14 protein-coding genes are annotated in these 18,638 nt (G+C 53.3%); 10 read left to right on the forward strand and 4 right to left on the reverse strand.

From position 1 onward, the window contains the following. Window positions 1–8 precede the first annotated feature (8 nt). Together metF and OZX67_RS04790 are read left to right on the forward strand one after the other, a co-directional pair. On the forward strand, window positions 9–860 hold the full coding sequence (gene metF / locus OZX67_RS04785; RefSeq protein ID WP_277144705.1) for a methylenetetrahydrofolate reductase [NAD(P)H]: 852 nt from the start codon (window positions 9–11) through the stop codon (window positions 858–860). Between the two features lie 56 nt (window positions 861–916). Continuing rightward, a complete protein-coding gene (locus tag OZX67_RS04790; protein ID WP_277144707.1) occupies window positions 917–4,207 on the forward strand; it encodes a bifunctional [glutamine synthetase] adenylyltransferase/[glutamine synthetase]-adenylyl-L-tyrosine phosphorylase in 3,291 nt (1,096 codons plus the stop codon). Window positions 4,208–4,374: 167 nt separating this feature from the next. On the opposite strand, the gene menC is transcribed toward OZX67_RS04790, so the two are convergent. The 4 genes from menC to OZX67_RS04810 are packed head-to-tail and all read right to left on the reverse strand — an operon-like array spanning window position 4,375 to window position 9,280. Further along, window positions 4,375–5,472, reverse strand: a complete 1,098-nt coding sequence (gene menC, locus OZX67_RS04795; protein ID WP_277144711.1) for an o-succinylbenzoate synthase — start codon at window positions 5,470–5,472, stop codon at window positions 4,375–4,377. Further along, a complete protein-coding gene (gene menH, locus OZX67_RS04800; protein WP_277144713.1) occupies window positions 5,463–6,272 on the reverse strand; it encodes a 2-succinyl-6-hydroxy-2,4-cyclohexadiene-1-carboxylate synthase in 810 nt (269 codons plus the stop codon). Before menH ends, menC begins: the two co-directional genes overlap by 10 nt. Further along, the gene (menD, locus tag OZX67_RS04805; protein WP_277144718.1) at window positions 6,262–7,989 is read right to left on the reverse strand and encodes a 2-succinyl-5-enolpyruvyl-6-hydroxy-3-cyclohexene-1-carboxylic-acid synthase; all 1,728 of its coding nucleotides are present in this window, start codon (window positions 7,987–7,989) and stop codon (window positions 6,262–6,264) included. The genes menH and menD overlap by 11 nt, the downstream gene beginning before the upstream one ends. Before the next feature lie 7 nt (window positions 7,990–7,996). After that, window positions 7,997–9,280, reverse strand: coding sequence for an isochorismate synthase (locus OZX67_RS04810; RefSeq protein WP_277144720.1), 1,284 nt, complete (start codon window positions 9,278–9,280; stop codon window positions 7,997–7,999). Window positions 9,281–9,649: 369 nt separating this feature from the next. On the opposite strand from OZX67_RS04810, the gene pyrB reads away from it, so the two are divergent. The 8 genes from pyrB (at window position 9,650) to OZX67_RS04850 (ending at window position 18,632) form a co-directional block, all read left to right on the forward strand. Then, the gene (gene pyrB, locus OZX67_RS04815; RefSeq protein ID WP_277144927.1) at window positions 9,650–10,606 is read left to right on the forward strand and encodes an aspartate carbamoyltransferase; all 957 of its coding nucleotides are present in this window, start codon (window positions 9,650–9,652) and stop codon (window positions 10,604–10,606) included. Beyond that, complete coding sequence (locus OZX67_RS04820; protein ID WP_277144722.1) at window positions 10,606–11,025, forward strand: aspartate carbamoyltransferase regulatory subunit; 420 nt, start codon at window positions 10,606–10,608, stop codon at window positions 11,023–11,025. Before pyrB ends, OZX67_RS04820 begins: the two co-directional genes overlap by 1 nt. A gap of 124 nt (window positions 11,026–11,149) precedes the next feature. After that, window positions 11,150–12,658, forward strand: coding sequence for a dihydroorotase (locus OZX67_RS04825; protein WP_277144724.1), 1,509 nt, complete (start codon window positions 11,150–11,152; stop codon window positions 12,656–12,658). A 99-nt stretch (window positions 12,659–12,757) separates the two neighbouring features. Next, window positions 12,758–13,843, forward strand: coding sequence for an orotidine-5'-phosphate decarboxylase (gene pyrF / locus OZX67_RS04830; protein WP_277144726.1), 1,086 nt, complete (start codon window positions 12,758–12,760; stop codon window positions 13,841–13,843). A gap of 238 nt (window positions 13,844–14,081) precedes the next feature. Continuing rightward, window positions 14,082–14,900, forward strand: coding sequence for a dihydroorotate dehydrogenase electron transfer subunit (locus OZX67_RS04835; protein ID WP_277144929.1), 819 nt, complete (start codon window positions 14,082–14,084; stop codon window positions 14,898–14,900). A 53-nt stretch (window positions 14,901–14,953) separates the two neighbouring features. Beyond that, window positions 14,954–15,910, forward strand: coding sequence for a dihydroorotate dehydrogenase (locus OZX67_RS04840; protein WP_277144728.1), 957 nt, complete (start codon window positions 14,954–14,956; stop codon window positions 15,908–15,910). A 117-nt stretch (window positions 15,911–16,027) separates the two neighbouring features. Then, window positions 16,028–16,720: an orotate phosphoribosyltransferase gene (pyrE, locus tag OZX67_RS04845; RefSeq protein ID WP_277144930.1), complete on the forward strand. Its 693-nt coding sequence runs from the start codon at window positions 16,028–16,030 to the stop codon at window positions 16,718–16,720. Between the two features lie 97 nt (window positions 16,721–16,817). Continuing rightward, window positions 16,818–18,632 (forward strand): AMP-dependent synthetase/ligase, encoded by a 1,815-nt coding sequence (locus tag OZX67_RS04850; protein ID WP_277144731.1) that lies wholly within the window; start codon window positions 16,818–16,820, stop codon window positions 18,630–18,632. Window positions 18,633–18,638 lie beyond the last annotated feature (6 nt).

Genomic DNA, 18,638 nt, shown 5'->3' on the forward strand with positions numbered 1-18,638 from the left:
GAGATGTCATGCATTCGCCGATTTTCTCGCTTGAGGTGTTCCCTCCCAAGCCACACGCGCCGGTAGGCACCATTTATGATGCGCTTGACGGGCTTCAGGGCTTGAATCCTGATTTCATCTCCGTCACCTACCGTCATGGCACTCATGCCGATCGAGTCAAGACCGCGAGAATAGCGCATGCCATCAATTATGATTATCGCATCCCAGTCGTGGCCCATCTGACCGCACTCTACAGCAGTCGGGCTTCGGTAGATGATGCCTTGAATCTCTTCCGCAAAGCGGGGGTCTTCGGTGTGCTGGCGTTGAGAGGTGATTACGTCGAAGGCAACGAACCATGCGGGGATTTCGAACATGCCAGCGATCTGGCAGCTTATATTCGCGAACATGACCCCGATATGCAGATCATGGGTGCCTGTTATCCGGAATGTCATCTTGAGTCCCCGTGTCTGGAAGATGATGTCGACAACCTCAAAAAGAAGGTCGACGCCGGCGTCACTCATCTGATCACTCAACTGTTCTACGACAACGAGGATTTCTATCGTTTCGTTGACCTGGTGCGCGCCAAGGGCATCGACGTGCCGATTGAGGCTGGCATCATGCCTGTACGCAGTGTCAAATCGATTAACAACATGACCAAGCGCAACGGTTCCAAGATTCCGCCTGCAGTGCAACGCATCGTCGACAAGTGGGGAGACGATCTGCCAAGTCTTCAACAGGCCGGCATCATCTACGCTTCCGAACAGATCGCGGACCTTGTGGCGCACGGAGTCGACGGCATCCATCTTTATACCATGAACCGTCCGGCACTTGCCCGTCGGATATGGTCCAATGTGGAGTCGCTGTTTAAGGTAGTCGAATAGTTCGTGCGGCCGCCGAGTCTGCAAACAAAAGCGTGGCCCGGTTGTAGATTGGGGTTATGGAAGCTTCCAAGGAATTCGAAATCACGACCCATGACCTGATTCATGCAGGGGTGCAGAATCTGGGTGAGGCGCGCGACCGGTTTGCGTGTTTGGCGGAGTTGGGTTTCAGCGGTGACATGCTCCAGGCCGTACTGATTTCCTTGCAACGGGCATGTGACCCAGATACCGCGTTGAAGCATCTGGTCGAAATTTTCGCGGCGTATGAAGACCGAACGGATGGTTGTGTTGCCGATGACAAAAATGGTTTGGTGTCGGATATTTCTGCATTAGATGGTTCTGTATCTGGCATTTTGGATAAACAGGCGGTTTCAGCCGGGCAGATCGCAACCGGTCAGGGGCCTGCCGGTTCAGGAATATGTTCACGTGACCCGCATAATCTCGATAATCTTGTCCAAGATTCAGCCTCGCTTTCGCGGCTGATTGGCGTGTTGGGCGCTTCCGACGCTTTGGGCTCGTTGATGCGGGCATATCCGGATTTGGTTTCGGCTGCAGCCTGCGACCCCTGTGGAAGCCTTGATTTCAGCCGAGATGAACGCATTGCGCATATGAGCGATGCCGTCAAAACGGCGGAATCGAAACAAGCTGACACTCCAGCAAGGGTCATGCCTAAGGCAGTGGAAGTGCTCCGCCGGAACTATTATCTCCAGCTGGCGGCCATCATGGCCGAGGACACTTCGGCTGACGATCCGGTGAAAATACAGCCTCAGATCAGTGCGAAACTTTCCGATCTTGCCGATGCCGCCATCGGTTCGGCGCTCGATATCGCCAGAACGCAGGTCGAGGGCAGCGAACGCTGCGGATTCACGGTTATCGGTATGGGTAAGCTCGGTGCGCAGGAGCTGAACTATGTCTCCGATTGCGATCTGGTGTATGTGGTCGAACCGCTTGCAGGCGAAGACAGCGGCGAGAAAATCGACGGTGTAACGTTGACTCGTATTGGTACGAGAATCGGAACATTATTGCAGAAGATTTGCCAGTCGGTCATTCCTGGCGTCGACATGCCGCCGCTTTGGCAGATTGACACGGCGTTGCGCCCCGAAGGCAAGGACGGCCCGCTGGTGCGCACGGTCGACTCCTGCCGTGTCTATTACGAGAAGTGGGCCAACAATTGGGAGTTCCAAGCGCTGCTCAAGGCACGCGTTGTCGCCGGAGACGAGGAATTGGGCAAGGCCTATCTCGACTTGACGCGTCCGTTGGTATGGTCGGCGTCGAAACGGGACAATTTCGTCTACGATTGCCAGAAAATGCGGAAGAGGGTCGAAGACAACATTGCTCCGGATCTTCGTGACCGCGAGATCAAACTCGGCAAAGGTGGGCTTCGCGATGTCGAGTTCACTGTACAGATGCTGCAGCTTGTTCACGGCCGTTCCGACGAATCTCTTCGTGGCCGTTCTACATTGGGGGCGTTGCAGGCGCTTGCGTTGGGCGGGTATGTCGCACGCCCGCAAGCCGCAAGGCTTGATGAGGATTATCGCTTTGAAAGGGTGCTCGAACATCGGGCTCAGATGTGGCAACTCAAGCGTACGCATCTATTCCCCGAAGTCGGTAAAGACAATGACGACAGTCCTGATATCGTGCGCAATACCGACACGCGGGCTATCGACGACAATCCGGAATTGCGTCGTATGGGCCGTGCGTTCGGTTTGTTGCCCGACCAATTGGTCGATAAGTATGACAAAATACGTCTTGAGGTTCGTCGCCTTCATACCGACATCTATTATCGTCCGATGCTGCCGATCAACGCTCGGCTCGACGACGATCAGGTGACCTTGAGCGACAAGGCCACCCGGGAGCGCTTTGAATCCATTGGCTTCGCCGACCCCGATGCCGCCATGCGCCACGTCCGGGCTTTGACGGAAGGTGTTTCCCGTGCCGCCAAAATCAACCGTATTCTTCTTCCCTCGATTCTCCAATGGCTTGCGCAAGGCCAGAACCCCGATATGGGTCTTTTGCAATGGCGCAAACTTGAGGAGCGTTTCGGGGGCGGCAGCCAGTATCTCGGCTTCCTGCGTGATTCACCGCAGGCACTGATCAGACTCTGTCATATTCTATCCAATTCGAGGCTGCTGGGAGACTCGCTCAACCAGTCCATCGAATCGGTGACTTGGCTCGGAGATGACGATATGCTGATGCCGCGAACTCGCGAAAGCCTTGACGTACGCGCCCAGGCGGCGGTCTCTCGCTATGCCGATAATATGAACGATTTCGCCACTTCCATTCGTTCGATGCGACGTCACGAAATCGAACGTATCGGACTGGGATGGACTTCAAAGGTCTTTGATGACAGTGCCGGCTTGTCCGGTATGACCGATGTGTACGATGCCGGCATCGAGTCGGCGTTGCTATGGTCCATCAGCCATCAGTGCGCCGAGATGAAGCTCGAGAGCGCCCCGGTGGCCATCAGTGTCATCGCCATGGGTCGTTACGGCGGGTGCGAAGTCAATTTCTGCTCCGACGCCGACATCATCATGATGTATCGTCCGAAGCAAGCCGCGGAAGGCGAAGACGGCGACGATTGTGCAAAAGCTGCCGCCGATTTCGCGCGAAACGTGGTCAACGACCTGCGCAACATCCTGCAGGGGCCAGCAAGCCTTGAGCCGAAAATCGACCTCGATTTCGGTTTGCGTCCGGAAGGCAAGAACGGCCCGTTGATCCGTTCCTACGAATCCTGTCGCGACTACTACACCAAGTGGTACAGCACCTGGGAGCGCCAGGCGTTGCTGCGGGCCCGGTATGCCGCAGGCGACGCTCAATTGGCCAGAGACTTCCTCACCCAGCTTGCCGATCCGCTGCGTTATATGGACAGGCCGTTGACTGACGAGGAAATCGGAGAAATCCGGAAACTCAAAGCTCGGATGGAGGCGGAGCGTCTACCGCACGGAGTGAAACGCAATCAGCACTTGAAACTGGGTGCCGGTGGGCTTTCAGACGTCGAATGGACAGTGCAGCTGTTGCAGCTTGAACATGCCGGGGAGCATGAGAGCCTGCGTGTCAACTCGACGCTGACAGCGCTTGATGAGCTCGAACGTTTGGAATATATCAATGCAAACGATGCCGACGCGCTACGCAAAGCTTGGAAAATGCTCACCGCCGCACGCAACGGCAATTATCTGTGGGGAGCGAGGCTCTCGCAGGCCGACGTGCTCCCGTCCGATTTCTACGGGCTTGGGGGAGTAGCGACGTTCCTTGGATATGATGCGAACCGAGGCCAATACTTCGGCAACGATTTGCAGGCTGTGATGCGCCGTTGCAGGGAGGTCACCGAGCGTCTTTTCTATGGCCTTTAGGTTCTCGACTTTATCTGTGCTGGCAGGCTTCACGACATTCTTCTTTGGAATAGGTTATTTCGTCAACCATCAGCTTGAGGTACGTCATGGTTGCCAAGCCGAGTAACACTGAAACGGGGCGAGGTGGGATTTGGATATCTCTTCCACCGTACCCCGTTAACATTCAATTAGCATATTGTTTTTTGTTGGTCCAATAATTCCTGGTACGCGGGCAGCAAATCGACACCGACTCCCGCGTCATGCGATACCGGCATCAGACCCTGGGTTACATGTAAAGGTGTCGTATAGTCTTTTTGATAATAACGTTCCGTTGCCGATAAGTCACCTGGATAAGCAAAATCAGTTAAGCTGGCTAAGGCCAAATTGGCCGCGCGCCCAATGCCTCCCTCCAGCATTCCGCCGCACCAAATATCAAAACCCAACTGGCGGTGTGCCTTGACCAGTTCTAAAGCTGGTGTTAACCCACCGATTACCGACTGTTTGACACTGATGATTTGACCTAATTGTAATTGCCAAGCATATTTGGCTTGGTCCACACTGGTAATCGGTTCGTCTAAGCAAATCGGAGTGTGCATCTGCTGCGCCCATTTGGCGCTAGGTTGCGACACCGGATCTTCGATAAAAGTCAGCTGCAGGCGATCAATGGTTGCCGCTAAATCTTTGGTCCACTGCAAGCTTTGATTGGCGTCTACCGTCAAAGATTTTATCGACGTTCGTTGGCGCAAGCGAGCGATCCTTTGCAAATCGGCATTACCTTTAACCTTTAATTTGATACGCTGATAGCCTTGTTGCTGCGCTTTTTGGACAGCCGCTAGCAGCCGTTCATCGTCTTGCAGACCCAAACTGACACCCACCGCCACATGATCCTGCCACTGAGCATGAACTTGCTGGGCCAAAACCGCGGCCAGTGGTAGCTGTTGTTGCTTGGCATAGAGATCCCAAATCGCCATATCCAAAGCGGCCTTGGCAAAATGGTGTCCCTTTAAAACTTGTAAATGCGCATATAGGTCTGGTGGTGTCGTAAATTGTCGATTGCGGACCACAGGCCACAAATACTGTTGCAGCACCATTTGCTCGATAGCTTGCGTTTCATTCGTGTAAAACAATGTGGTGAATGCTTCCAGCTCACCATAACCCCAATTGCCGTCTTCATCACGTACAACGACCAAAGTCACCAGGCGTTCGCTTAATGTTTCGTGGGCGGATACAAAAGGATGCTTGAGATGGAGACGAATCGGTAATAATTTCAAGCCCGTTAGACGCATGGCAAAAACTCCTTCAATAGTCGACAATACGACTGCGGCTGTTCCAGATGTACATTATGCCCTGCTTGGGCAATGACATGTAATTGAGCTTGGGGTAGTTGGGCAGCCATTTGTCGCATAATGCCTTGGAATTTGCGATCCTGTTGTCCCGTTATCAACATGACCGGCAAAGATATTTGTGCCAGATACAGCCACAAATTGGGCATCACTCCGGTTCCCATACCTAATAAACTAGCAGCCAAAGCTTGCGGTTCCTGACTTAAGCGTTGTTGCCGTACTTGTTCTTTTAGCTCGGGCGGCAAGGTTTTTTGCGAGGCGAATAAAGGCAGCTGCTCCCAATGTGCCACAAATTCAGCCAACGGTTTGGTTTGCAAGAAATGTGCTTTTGCCTGATCTTGTTGTTGTCGTTTTCCCCGCTGTTCTGGGGTCGCCAATCCCGCTGTACTGCTTTCTAGTATCAGCTGTTGGACTAACTGTGGATATCGCCAGGAAAAATATAACCCCAGACGGCCGCCCATCGAGTAGCCCACAAGCCGCAGCGGCTGGTCAATTTGTAACTGTTGCAAAATATTTTTTAAATCCGCGGCTTGACGAGCCATTGCGTAACGTTTGGGCTGTGTAGGTTTGCCGCTTTGTCCATGACCTAACAAATCAGGTAATAACGCCGTCCCCTTGATATGCTGGGCGATAGACGCAAAATCTTGGCCGCTACCCATAAAGCCATGTAAGAACAACCAATACGGTTGCCCTGCTCCGTAGACGGACACATGATATGAATTTTCACGTACGTTAATTTGCATGTGGCAAGTCCTTGACGGCGTGCGTAACTTGTTGCGCCAATTGCTGTTCAAAGGAAACCAGTGTTGCCCGTTGCGTAACCACTTCCAAGATGGTCAAACCCTTGACGGGAACCTTCAAAGCGCTAGTCAATTGGTCAAAAGTCATTACTTGACAGTATTTAGCTTGATACAAACGCGCAATGGCAGCAATATCTAAATCCAAAGGAGTACCAAAGACTTTTTCAAATTGGGATGGTTCACTGGCTTGGGGTAGGAACGAGAAAATGCCGCCGCCATTGTTGTTCTGGACGATAATCGTCAAATCCAATTGATATTGACGCCCCATCATCAAACCCGTTAGATCATGGAAGAAGGCCAGGTCGCCGATGTATAAATATGCTGGCTGATGTTGTGTGGCCATGGCCAACGCCGTCGAATTAATCCCATCTATCCCATTGGCGCCCCGATTCGCCCAAAGCTTGACCGGCGCAGCAGGCCAAAAATAATCGTCAATTTCACGAATCGGCATTGAATTGCTGACGAATAAAGCGGCATCTGACGGTAAAGCTTGTCCGAGACCAAAAGCTACTTCGGGTTCCGTTAAAGTATGCGTCTTGCATAGATGAGATCGTAACCTTTTTTGAATTGTCTGATCCAATTGCTGCCACTGTAAAAGCCAGTGCTGAGATGCTTTTTGCAAATGCAACTTGGGCAGAACGGTGGTTGGCGCAAAAGGAACAACTAAATCGGTCTGCAAGGTGTGATCCAAAAAACTGTGCTGGGCATCTAGATAAACTGTCGTAATTTGCGCTTGCGTCAGCCACGAACTCAACGCCGCTGAAACAGGGGTGGCTCCCAAGCGCAGCACCACTTCGGGGCGATAGCTCGCAGGTAGGGATGTCATATTTTTACAAATCCAGTCCCCAGTAGCCAGAACTTCGGGGCTTTGTCCACGTAAGCCGCTCAAAGGATCGGCCAAAATGGGCCAGTGATAGCGTTGCGCAAATTGGCAAATAACTTGACTGGCGGTAGATGAGTTGATTGCTGGGCCAACTACCAGTAGGCCCTTTTTACCTGATAAATATTGCTCAATCAGTTGTAATAATGCCGGTTCAGGCAAAGTCTGAGGCTTCGTAAAAATCGGCCGCACTTGCAATGAATCATCGCTAACATCCAGATCAGGTAATAACGGCTTTTGCAGTGGCAGATTCAAATGCACTGGTCCTTGTGGATAAGCAAGCGCTTGATACACTGCCTTTTGCGCGCTATAAACATTGTATTTAATCTCATGGAGTGTCGTTGCAGCTTGGGGCATGACCAACCGATAGAAAGCTTTCACCTGCTGCGCGTACATATAATCCTGCGTCAATGTTTGAGGCGCACCGACTTGCTGTAACTCGGGTGGACGGTCAGTTGTCAAAACAATTAACGGCACATTGCTGGCTTTCGCCTCACAAATAGCCGGATAATAATTAGCCGCCGCTGTCCCGGAAGTACATACCAGCAATACCGGTTGGCCGCTCGTTTTCGCCAGGCCAAGAGCAAAAAAGGCCGCTGAACGCTCATCGACATCGACATACAATTGCAGTTTGGCTTGATCTTCCAATTGCCCTAATAGAATAGCCAACGGAGTCGAGCGCGAACCCGGCGAAAGCACCACTTTTTGCACACCAGCGACCAAAAAGGCCTGTAATAAAGGGCGCAATTGTCGTGTCAAGTAAGCGTATCCATCACTCATGATTTCTTCAATCTTTTATTTGAAAAATCGACAGTAAAGACTGCAGTTTGTGTGTCGTTTCCTGTAATTCGGACGCTGGTTGTGATGCCTTTACGATTCCGGCACCGCCCCATAACGTTAATTCCTGATCGGTTAACAAACCACTGCGAATACCAACCGCCCACTCACCTTCTTGGTCTAAACTCAAATAACCCACAGGTGCCCCATATAAGCCGCGACTTTGGGGCTCTAATTGCCGAATGATTTTTTGGGCCAATCGTTGCGGCGTACCTGCCAAAGCCGGTGTGGGGTGTAAGGCGGCCAACACTTTCAGCGGGTCATACAAGCCGCGCGCCACAATCGGTGTATATAGATGCTGCAAATTAGCTGTAGCTAAAATTCGCGGCTGCGCTTCATGACTGACCCTTAAACCTAAGGCACGTAACCTTTGATCAAGCCAATCCACCACCAATTTGTGTTCTGCCAGATTTTTGTCGTCATGCAATAATTGCTGTGCTAAAGCCTGATCAGTTGACAAATTCCCAGTCCGCTGCGTTGTCCCAGCCAGTGCACCCGTTAAAAGCCGTTGCGGCTGCATTCTTACCAGTCTTTCCGGTGTTGCGCTAATGAAACTAGTATCATGATCGCGTAATAGAATATGGTAAATGTGAGGGTGTTGTTGACGCAATTGCAACCACAGGCTTTCGGGCACGCTTTGTTGGACGTGCGCCTGGGCAGTCCTCGCCAGAACGACTTTTGCCAATTGGTGTTGATGGATACAATCCAGCGCTTGTTGGACACTATGCGTCCAAGCTTGCGGATTGATTTCATGATAGGCATCAATGCAACCTTGCTGTGCCGGCAAAGCTGGCTGGTTTTTCAGTTCTTGGCCCAGTTGATCAATTGCGCTGGAATCGGCGTCAATCAAAGTCAAACGCCATTGCTGCTTTTGGTAATGCACCAAAATGTGTGGCACAAACAGTAAGCCGCCACTTAACGGACCCCAATTCTGCGTACGACCATCGGCTTCGTCAAATAGGAAACTCCCCACTGCTTTAACATCGTGCCAACTACTTGATGGTGTCAAAATTAATTGTTGGGACAGATTCTGGAACCACTGCCGTGCAGCCGCAAAAGTTAGCTTGCTCACCGGTGGTTGTAAAGCCACCCCGCTCGCGAATAGGCGTTGCGTGCGTGCGGGGTCCTCCCAAGCAAAAACCGGACCGGTTTGTTGTTGCAACCAATGCATAACCTGTGTCGTTTGTAAAGTTTCCTTTAGCTTGATTGTCTTAACTTTTAAAATCGTCGCCAAGGAAACAAACCTCTTTCCTATGCCTAAATGACAAAACGTTGACTCAGCTACCTGTGTCGGAATTATACTATTACCTATTATCTGCCGTCAATGCCAACCGGACCTTAGATTACAAGTGTGATGTTGGTGTTGACACATCCATTCATAATGCATTACGTAAGAAATGACAGAAGTTCCTTTCCCCGACTACGGCTTGGTCACATCTGTCGAACATGCACAGACACGAGAATACGTCCTGCTCGTGTCGTCGTGTGCGGGTATCTTGTCAATGGTCACACGAAGTGGCCACCTTGGTTGAAGAAAGGTGAGCCGATGTCGATAACACAAAAACCTACGAAGAATTCCGCTGATGGGGGCGGGCGATCATCATTGGTCGGTTCCAGCGTGGTGACGTTGGACAGCATACCGATTTCCGAGATTCAGTCATTGCTCGACAAAGCGCAATATATTGATTCTCACCGTAAAGAAGTGGCGAACACCTGTAATGGCCGGGTGTTGGCCACTTTGTTTTATGAGCCCAGCACGCGCACGCGCCTGAGCTTCGAGACCGCAATGTTGCGACTCGGTGGCAAGGTCATCGGTTTCGCCGGAGCTCAGTTGTCTTCAGCCACCAAAGGCGAGACCATTCACGACACCGTCAAGGTCGTTTCCCAATATGCCGATATCATCGCTATGCGTCATCCCAAGGAAGGCGCTGCGCTGGTAGCCGCCCACTCCTCAGACGTACCGGTCATCAATGCCGGTGACGGCGGCCACATGCATCCCACGCAGACTTTGGCCGACCTTTCCACCATTCAGGCGAGGTTCGGACGAGTCACCAATCTGACCGTGGGGCTTTGCGGCGATTTGACGTTCGGCCGCACCGTCCACTCGTTGATTACCACGTTGTGCCGGTTCGGCAACGTGCGTTTTGTACTCATCAGCCCCGACGAGCTCAAGACCCCGCAATATGTGCTCGACTGCATCGACCAAAGCCCGACCTGCTCATATGTAGAAGCCAAGGACCTGTCGGCCGTCATCGGCGATCTCGATGTCCTTTATATGACCCGCGTCCAGCAGGAACGCTTCTTCAACGAGGACGATTATCTGCGTTTGCGTGATACTTACATTTTGGACGCAGGCAAGATGAAACTTGCCAAGCCCACGATGGCCGTGCTGCACCCGCTTCCACGCGTCAACGAGATCGCCAAGGAAGTCGACGACGACCCGCGCGCCGCCTACTTCGAGCAGGTGCGCCGCGGCATGCTCATGCGCATGGCGCTGGAAAGCTCGGTGCTCGGCGATAAATTGCCCGGTTACGAAGAGAACAAGGAGGTGCTGGCCTGATGGAAGTCACAAGCATCACCAACGGCATCATCATCGACCATGTGGACGCGGGTACGGCGCTCACCGTGCTGCACTATCTGAAAGTCGACCCGACCGCCACGAAGCTGGCGCTCATCATGAACGCCACCAGCCACGCGCTGGGTGCCAAGGACATCATCAAGCTTGAGGACGTCGAAGATCTGAATCTCGATGCGCTCGGCTTCATCGCGCCACGGGCCACGGTCAATATCGTGCGCGGCGGCAAGATTGTTGAAAAGGCCAAGCCCGAGCTGCCGGAGCATCTGGTCGGCGTGATTACCTGCAAGAACCCGCGTTGCGTGACTACTGCTGAGACCGGTTTGGAACAGCGGTTCCATCTGGCCAACGCCAAACGCCGTGAATATCGTTGCGATTACTGCGATGAGGAAGCGGAACGGTAGGAATGCTGCCTGTGTCAAAGTTCCATTGATTGGGATTTGCTACATGCTAAACAAAGCTTGGTTGCTGACATAAATTAGGCTTGAATCTAATGAACAACAGGTAAATCGAAAGAACGGAATGCACATGCTGACCATTCATGACATCGCTGTGTGGGACACCGGCGAGCGTATCGATCTTGTCGTGCCGGAAATCGACAAGCAACGCTTGCTTGCCGAGCCGGGTGCCATCGTTTCCGGTGACATCGACGGCTCCTCGCTCACGGTGGCACCGGGTCTTACCGACCCACATGTGCATTTCCGTGATCCTGGTCAGTTGGACAAGGAAACCATGGTCAGCGGTTCACAAGCCGCTGCCGCGGGCGGCTATACGCGCGTACTCATCATGCCGAACACATTGCCGGCGGCCGATGGACGTGACATCAATGTCCAGGACGCTGTGGACGGCGGCAAGGAACTCAAAGAAGTCGGCGTCCACAACACGCTTGATTATCTGCAACGATACGAGCAGTTGCACGATGTGAAGTTGCCGATTCGCTACGATCTTTCCGTCTGTGCCTCGCTGGGACGTGCAGGGAAAGTGCCGACCCGACCGGCCGATTATGTGAGATTCATGGATTCATCCATAACAACATCGCGAAGTGATAATACAGATGCGAAGACGAGCCGGAGCCCGGATGGTCTTGTTGCGGAACATCCGTTGCGTGCGATTACTGATGATGGTTCAGCGATTACTAACGAGATTCTTGACGCGGTGCTTGTCGATTCCAAAGTTACGGGACTTCCGGTGCTGGAACATTGCGAGCACCATGATTACGGCGCCATCAATGATGGAGAAGTCAGCAGAAAGCTTGGCATAGCAGGAATTCCCGCTGAGACCGAGTTGGCTATCGTCAATCGTGACATCGAAGCGGCACGACGCACGGGTGCTCACATCCATTTCCAACACGTCTCGACGGCCGGAGCATTCGATGCTGTCCGGAAGGCCAAGGCCGAAGGATTGCCGATTACTTGCGAGACCGCGCCGCACTACTTAGCGCTGTATGATGAAGACATTCTCAAATACGGCGCAATGGCAAAGATGAATCCGCCGCTTCGTAGTGAAGCGGACAGACGCGCGACGGTCGCCGCGATTGCTGATGGAACCGTCGATATGATTGCCACCGATCATGCACCGCATACGGCCGCTGAAAAAGCGGCTGGTCTGGCCGATGCTCCCAACGGCATCATCGGATTGGAATGTGCATACGGCGTCTGCCGAAAGGTTTTGGTTGAAGGTGGAGCCATCAGCGACGAACGGCTGATCGAGCTCATGGCCTTGGCTCCCGAACGCTTGATGGGCCACACGCCGACCGATGTGGCAATGCTGCTCAATACTTCGTCGAAGTGCGCGACGAAACGGATGCTGGATTTGAGCAACGTCGAACATCCCGAAAACGTCGATCTGACCTTGATTGATACCCACAACCAGTGGACTGTTGACTCGGCTAAATTCCATTCCAAGGGACGCAACACCCCGTTCGACGGCTGGAAGCTTACTGGCAGGCCGATGGCGACAATCATCGGTTCAAAGCTGGTATTCAGCCGGTTGCCGCATAGTCTGGGGGACGTGCGCGACAGTTCGATGACGGTTTAAACGGAATTCAAGCTGATATATAAGGGAACATAACAGTTAAAACAACTGTAATAATCAATAACAGAACAGTATCGGGAATGCAGAAAACGAGGTAGAACAATGGATCGACTGATTGAGGCTATCGAAGCCAAAGACAATCCCAGCATCGTCGGGCTGGATCCGACGCAGGCGTTGGTGCCTGTGCAGGCGTGCACCATGGAGATTGAATTCAACGAAAAGGATCTCGAATCGTTCACTGAGGGATTGGGGAGAAGCAGCAATCCCGACGACCAGCGAGTTCTGGCTTCAATAAACAACGCCGACGGTATGGATGCCAAAATGAAGGTCGCCAAGGACGTTTTGGAAGGTGATTCGGGTGCCCAGATTGTTATGGGTTTTTATGAATTCAATCGTGCGATTATCGACGCGGTGAAGGATATCGTGCCGGCCGTCAAACCGCAGATCGCCATGTACGAGGCATACGGTTCCATCGGTTTTGATATCTACCGCTTGACATGTGAATATGCACAGGAGCAGGGGCTGTATGTGCTTGGAGACATCAAGCGAGGCGATATCGGTTCTACGGCTGCTGCCTATGCCAAGCATCTGACCCGCATCAACACACGCGAAGACGACTACAATGGTCGCCCATGGTATGAGGATGCCGTCACAGTCAATCCGTACTTCGGCACCGACGGTATCACCCCGTTCACCGACGCCGCCAAGCAAACCGACAAGGACGTGTTCGCGCTGGTTCGCACCTCAAATCCTTCCAGCAAGGAGATTCAGGAACTCGAACTTGCTGACGGCGACAAATTATATGAGCATGTGGCCGACCTCGTGGAAGGCTGGGGTGCGGACTCCATCGGCAAGTATGGATATTCACGACTTGGTGCTGTTGTAGGGGCTACTCATCCTGAGCAGGGCAGAGAGCTTCGAGAGCGTATGCCTCACACCTTCTTCCTTGTCCCCGGTTACGGCGCACAGGGTGGCACCGCCGCCGACGCCGCACAGATGTTCGATAAGAACGGACGTGGCGCCATCGTCAACTCATCGCGTGGCATCATCGGCTCGTGGAAGAAGTCAGGGGAGTACAGCGAAGACATGACTAAAGAAGAGGCTCTCGACTTGGTCGGTCGCAGTGCCCGAGCCGCAGCTATCGCCATGCGAGACGACTTGAGAAAAGCCTTGAGTAAACGGGCTTGAATATGATTGCCGAACCGATGACTGCCGTGATAGATGACTTGAGGAAGGATTGTCCAATGAAGAATGTCGTACTCGGTGACTCAGGGAATCCAACGATTGCCTGTAAACCTCAATGTCTCTTTGGGCTGGTGAGGTATGCAATGCAAATGTCTCGATGATCAGCCAAATGCCACATGTAATTTCATAATTTATTTACCAAGAAAATCGCAGAAGGAGAGACATGAGCGCAACCGCTTTTATGCCTACTGTCACCACCAGAACTGTCGAACAGCAGGCGATCAAGGCCGGACGGAAGCCCGGCAGGCGCACCGATGAGGTGATTGCCGCTTCGGTGCTTTCAGATGGCATATACGAGCTGGTCATCCGCGATCCGTATGTGGCCAGAACCGCAGAACCGGCACAGTTCGTGAACCTCTATCCTTCTGATGCCAGAATGGTGCTGCCTCGCCCGTTTGGGGTCGCCAAGATCGAGGGCGATGACGTAACGTTGATCTACCAGATCGTCGGGGCTGGAACGCAAGAGTTTTCACAGCTTCAAGCTGGAGATGTTGTCGATGTCCTCGGGCCGTTGGGCAAGCCGTTCGATGTCTCCAAGCCCGCTAATTATGTACTTGTTGGTGGAGGCCTTGGTGTGCCGCCGCTACTGTATGCCGCACAAATACTCAACCAACGCAACGATGGCAGCGAGGTTACTTCCGTTTTCGGTTATCGAGACGAGTGTTTTGCCGACGATTTGGTTGCGCCTTTTGCGGATAGAACTCATAGCATTGTCAATGCCGAAGGCAACGTCGTCGATTTGCTCAACGACATCGAAGACGAGCTCAACAATGCTGGTAAGCAGCCGATAATCCTTTCCTGCGGACCGACGCCGATGATGAAAGCAGTCGCAGCATGGGCCAGCAAGCGCAACATTCCCGCCCAATTCAGCCTCGAAGCCCGCATGGGCTGCGGCTATGGAGCGTGTGTGGCTTGCGTGGTCGATACGCCGAGCGGAAGGCTGAAGGTCTGCAAGGATGGCCCTGTTTTCACCACTGAAGAACTTGGCTGGGAGGCGTGAGCACGATGACGATTACTAGCAATGCGAATACTAGCAACGAAAGAACTGCTGCAATGAGTGAACAGACGGAACAGGCCGAACAAATGAATGTCTTCGAACCCCACGAATGGCGTCACAAGACCATCGTCGCAGGGACGGAATGGAAGAATCTGGTCGGCACAGCCTCGGGCACGTTCCAGCTCGACGCCTGCGGAGACTACTATGACGTCAGTCAGATGGGCGCCATCTGTACCAAAGGCGTCTCTCCGGTACCTTGGGAAGGCAATCCTTCGCCTAGAACCGCCGAATCCCCGTCCGGCATGGTCAACGCCGTCGGCTTGCAGAATCCCGGCGTCGACCACTATTTGATAGACGAATTGCCACGACTCAAGAAGCTCGGTGCGATGGTCATCACCAACGTCGCCGGCCACAGCGACGAGGACTATACCCAGGTTGTCGAGAAACTTGCCGATTCCGAAGCTGACATGTTGGAAATCAACGTCAGCTGCCCGAACGTCAGCCACGGTGGCATGAGCGTCGGCACCGACCCCGTGGTACTCAGCCGGCTGATCAAGCACTTGCGGACGCTGACCGACAAGCCGATGATTGTCAAGCTTTCCCCAAACGTCACCGACATCGTGCAAATCGCACACGCAGCAGTGGATGCCGGAGCGGACGCGCTGAGCCTCATCAACACGCTGGTCGGCATGCGCATTGACATCAACACCGGCAAGCCGATCATCGCCAACCGTACCGGCGGCGTCTCCGGCCCCGCTATCTTCCCCATAGCCCTGAGCTTCGTCTGGCGCGTGCGCCAGGCCATCCCCGACATCCCGATTATCGGCATCGGTGGTATTGATTCGGGGGAGAAGGCGTTGGAATATCTCTACGCCGGTGCGAACGCCGTCGAGGTCGGAGCCGCCGCGCTGTTCGACCCGACCGCTCCTATGCGCGTTGCACGTGAGCTGGATGATTTGCTTGATTCCCGCCCCGAGCTTGCCGCGAAACTTGCCAAAGGGCAGACTTGGTGAGCCCATTCAGACAGTAAATATTTTATGATGTTTATTGACGTGAAAGGTTAAATGAATATGACCGAAAATAAAACCAAGAAACCAACAAAAAATTCGCGAAAGCCTGCAAAGCCCGTCATGACACCGATTGACGAGCGATTCACCGAATTCCTGCTCGAATCCGGTGCGCTGAAATTCGGTGACTTCACGCTGAAGTCTGGCCGACAGTCGCCTTACTTCATCAATGCGGGTGCATTCAATGACGGCCGTAAAATCGCCACGTTGGGTGCGTTTTACGCCGAAAAAATCACGTCATCCATTGCAGACGGCACACTTCCCAAGGATATCGCCACGATTTTCGGACCGGCGTATAAGGGCATTCCGCTGGCGGTTTCCACGGCCATCGCGCTGACCAGCATGCACCGCATGGAGATCGGGTATACCTTCGATCGCAAGGAAAAGAAAGACCACGGTGACGGTGGCATCCTCGTCGGCACGCCGCTTAAGGATGGCATGAAGGTTCTATTGGTCGATGACGTGATGACCGCCGGCACCGCCGTGCGTGAGGTTGTTCCGAAACTCAAGTCCGCCGCAAACGTCGATATCGTGGGCCTTGTCCTTTCGGTCGATCGCATGGAAAAGACCAAGGATTCCGACATCTCTGCCGTCAAGTCGGTAGAGCAGGAATTCGGCTTCCCCGTCCTCTCCATCGCCAACGTCCGTGAGATTTTCGCCTCCGCCTCACGCATGGTCACCGTAGATGGCAAGCCGCTGCTCGATGATGATCTCAAGGAGCGAGCCGATAAATATTTGGCCAAGTATGGTGCCTGACATAAAAGTTTGATGTATTAGGCAGTTTTTATATTTGATGTCTATTTCTTATGCGTGGAGTAAGGTTTAACCAGCATTACGTCAACAAGGGAGCCGTATGCAACAGGAATACACACAGCCGCTGGTAAAGCCGATCGAAAGCGACCGGAACATTTTCACATTGCTTGACGATCGTGCCAAGCGTACGCCGAATGAGTCGCTGGTTGAATATGTCGGCGGCGACGGCAAGTGGCAATCGTTTACGGCGACACAGTTCCGCGACAAGGTCATCGGACTTGCCAAAGGCTTGATTGCCCGTGGCATCAAACCTGGAGATTCTGTGGCAATCATCGCGCACACATCCTGGCAGTGGACGGCGCTGGACGTGGCTATCATGTCGATCGGTGCGCTCACGGTTCCTGTCTACGAGACTAATTCGCCCGCCCAAGTGCAGATGATTTTCAACGATTCCAATGTCAAAATGGCCTTCGCTGAAGACGATGCGCAACGCGACAAGATTGATGCCGTAAGCGATTCATGTGCCGACCTCAAAGATGTCTACGTCATTGCCGCCGGTGCCATTGAAACAATCGAGAAGTTCGGGCAAGGTATCACCGACGATGAATTCTGGCAGCGTGAGAAGGCGGTCAAAGGCAGCGATCTGGCCACTATCGTCTACACGTCTGGGTCTACGGGAACACCGAAGGGCATCGAGCTGACTCATTCGAATTTCGTGTTCATCACTATCTCCGGCGTGCAATCCATGGGCGACATCCTGAACAAACCCGGTCGCAGACTGCTGCTGTTCCTGCCTTTGGCGCACGTGTTCGCCCGTTTCATGCAGCTTGTTTGCTTTGCGGGAACGGTCACGCTTGGTCTGTCAAGCAATCTCAAGACCATTCTGGCAGATTTCCGTACATTCAAGCCGACGTTTATTCTTGCCGTCCCGCGTATCTTCGAGAAGATCTACAACGCCGCCTCGCAGAAGGCCGGTTCGGGTGTTGCCGGACGCATTTTCTCGCATGCGACCGACACGGCCATCGCTTGGTCGAAGGCCCAGCAATCCGGCAAGCCGATTCCGCGAGCACTGCAGATTCGTCACGCCGTCTACAACAAGCTGGTCTATTCCACCATCATGCAGATTTTCGGCGGCAAGGTCGAATACGCCGTTTCCGGCGGCGCCCCGCTCAACGCGACCATTGCGCACTTCTTCAATGGTGTTGGTCTGCCTCTACTTGAGGGGTACGGTATGACCGAAACCTGCGCGCCTGCCATGGTCAATCCCACCAAAGGCTACAAGATCGGAACTGTGGGCATTCCGCTGCAAGGTGTGTCCGTCGGTGTGAGCGATACGGGGGAGCTGTGCATCAAAAGCCGCGCGGTGTGCGTCGGCTATCACAATCATCCTGAGATTACCAAGGAACAGATTGTCAATGGCTGGCTGCATACCGGCGATCTTGGCTCCATCGATTCCGACGGTTTCGTGACGTTGACCGGCCGCAAAAAGGACATCATCATCACCGCCGGCGGCAAGAACGTCTCGCCTGCCGAAGTGGAGACCTCCGTTATGACTTCGCCTGTGGTCAGCCAGTGCGTCATGGTCGGCGATCGAAAGCCGTTCATCGCCGCTATCATCTCTCTGGATTTGCAGGAGACCAATGCATGGCTCAAGTCCGAAGGCGCCGAACCGGTCAAGGACTTGAAAGAGGCCTGTAAGAACCCGATTGTCCGCGCCGAAGTCGAACGTGCCGTCAACAAGGCCAACGAACTGGTTTCTCGAGCCGAGTCCATTCGCAAGTTCGAAATCGTCTCCGACGAATTCACCGAGGCCAACGGCATGCTCACCCCAAGCCTCAAGGCCAAGCGCCAGGTCATCACTGACTACTACAAGGACCTCATCGACAACGTGATTTACGCGCCGAAGAAAAGCTAAGTGAGT

Source organism: Bifidobacterium sp. ESL0728, from assembly GCF_029392015.1.
In the GTDB taxonomy this organism is placed as follows: domain Bacteria; phylum Actinomycetota; class Actinomycetes; order Actinomycetales; family Bifidobacteriaceae; genus Bifidobacterium.

Coding starts and splice junctions, on each gene's coding strand:
- metF (WP_277144705.1), top strand. CDS start 9: ATGCATTCGCCGATTTTCTCGCTTGAGGTGTTCCCTCCCAAGCCACAC.
- OZX67_RS04790 (WP_277144707.1), top strand. CDS start 917: ATGGAAGCTTCCAAGGAATTCGAAATCACGACCCATGACCTGATTCAT.
- menC (WP_277144711.1), bottom strand. CDS start 5,472: ATGCGTCTAACGGGCTTGAAATTATTACCGATTCGTCTCCATCTCAAG.
- menH (WP_277144713.1), bottom strand. CDS start 6,272: ATGCAAATTAACGTACGTGAAAATTCATATCATGTGTCCGTCTACGGA.
- menD (WP_277144718.1), bottom strand. CDS start 7,989: ATGAGTGATGGATACGCTTACTTGACACGACAATTGCGCCCTTTATTA.
- OZX67_RS04820 (WP_277144722.1), top strand. CDS start 10,606: ATGGAAGTCACAAGCATCACCAACGGCATCATCATCGACCATGTGGAC.
- OZX67_RS04825 (WP_277144724.1), top strand. CDS start 11,150: ATGCTGACCATTCATGACATCGCTGTGTGGGACACCGGCGAGCGTATC.
- pyrF (WP_277144726.1), top strand. CDS start 12,758: ATGGATCGACTGATTGAGGCTATCGAAGCCAAAGACAATCCCAGCATC.
- OZX67_RS04835 (WP_277144929.1), top strand. CDS start 14,082: ATGCCTACTGTCACCACCAGAACTGTCGAACAGCAGGCGATCAAGGCC.
- OZX67_RS04840 (WP_277144728.1), top strand. CDS start 14,954: ATGAGTGAACAGACGGAACAGGCCGAACAAATGAATGTCTTCGAACCC.
- pyrE (WP_277144930.1), top strand. CDS start 16,028: ATGACACCGATTGACGAGCGATTCACCGAATTCCTGCTCGAATCCGGT.
- OZX67_RS04850 (WP_277144731.1), top strand. CDS start 16,818: ATGCAACAGGAATACACACAGCCGCTGGTAAAGCCGATCGAAAGCGAC.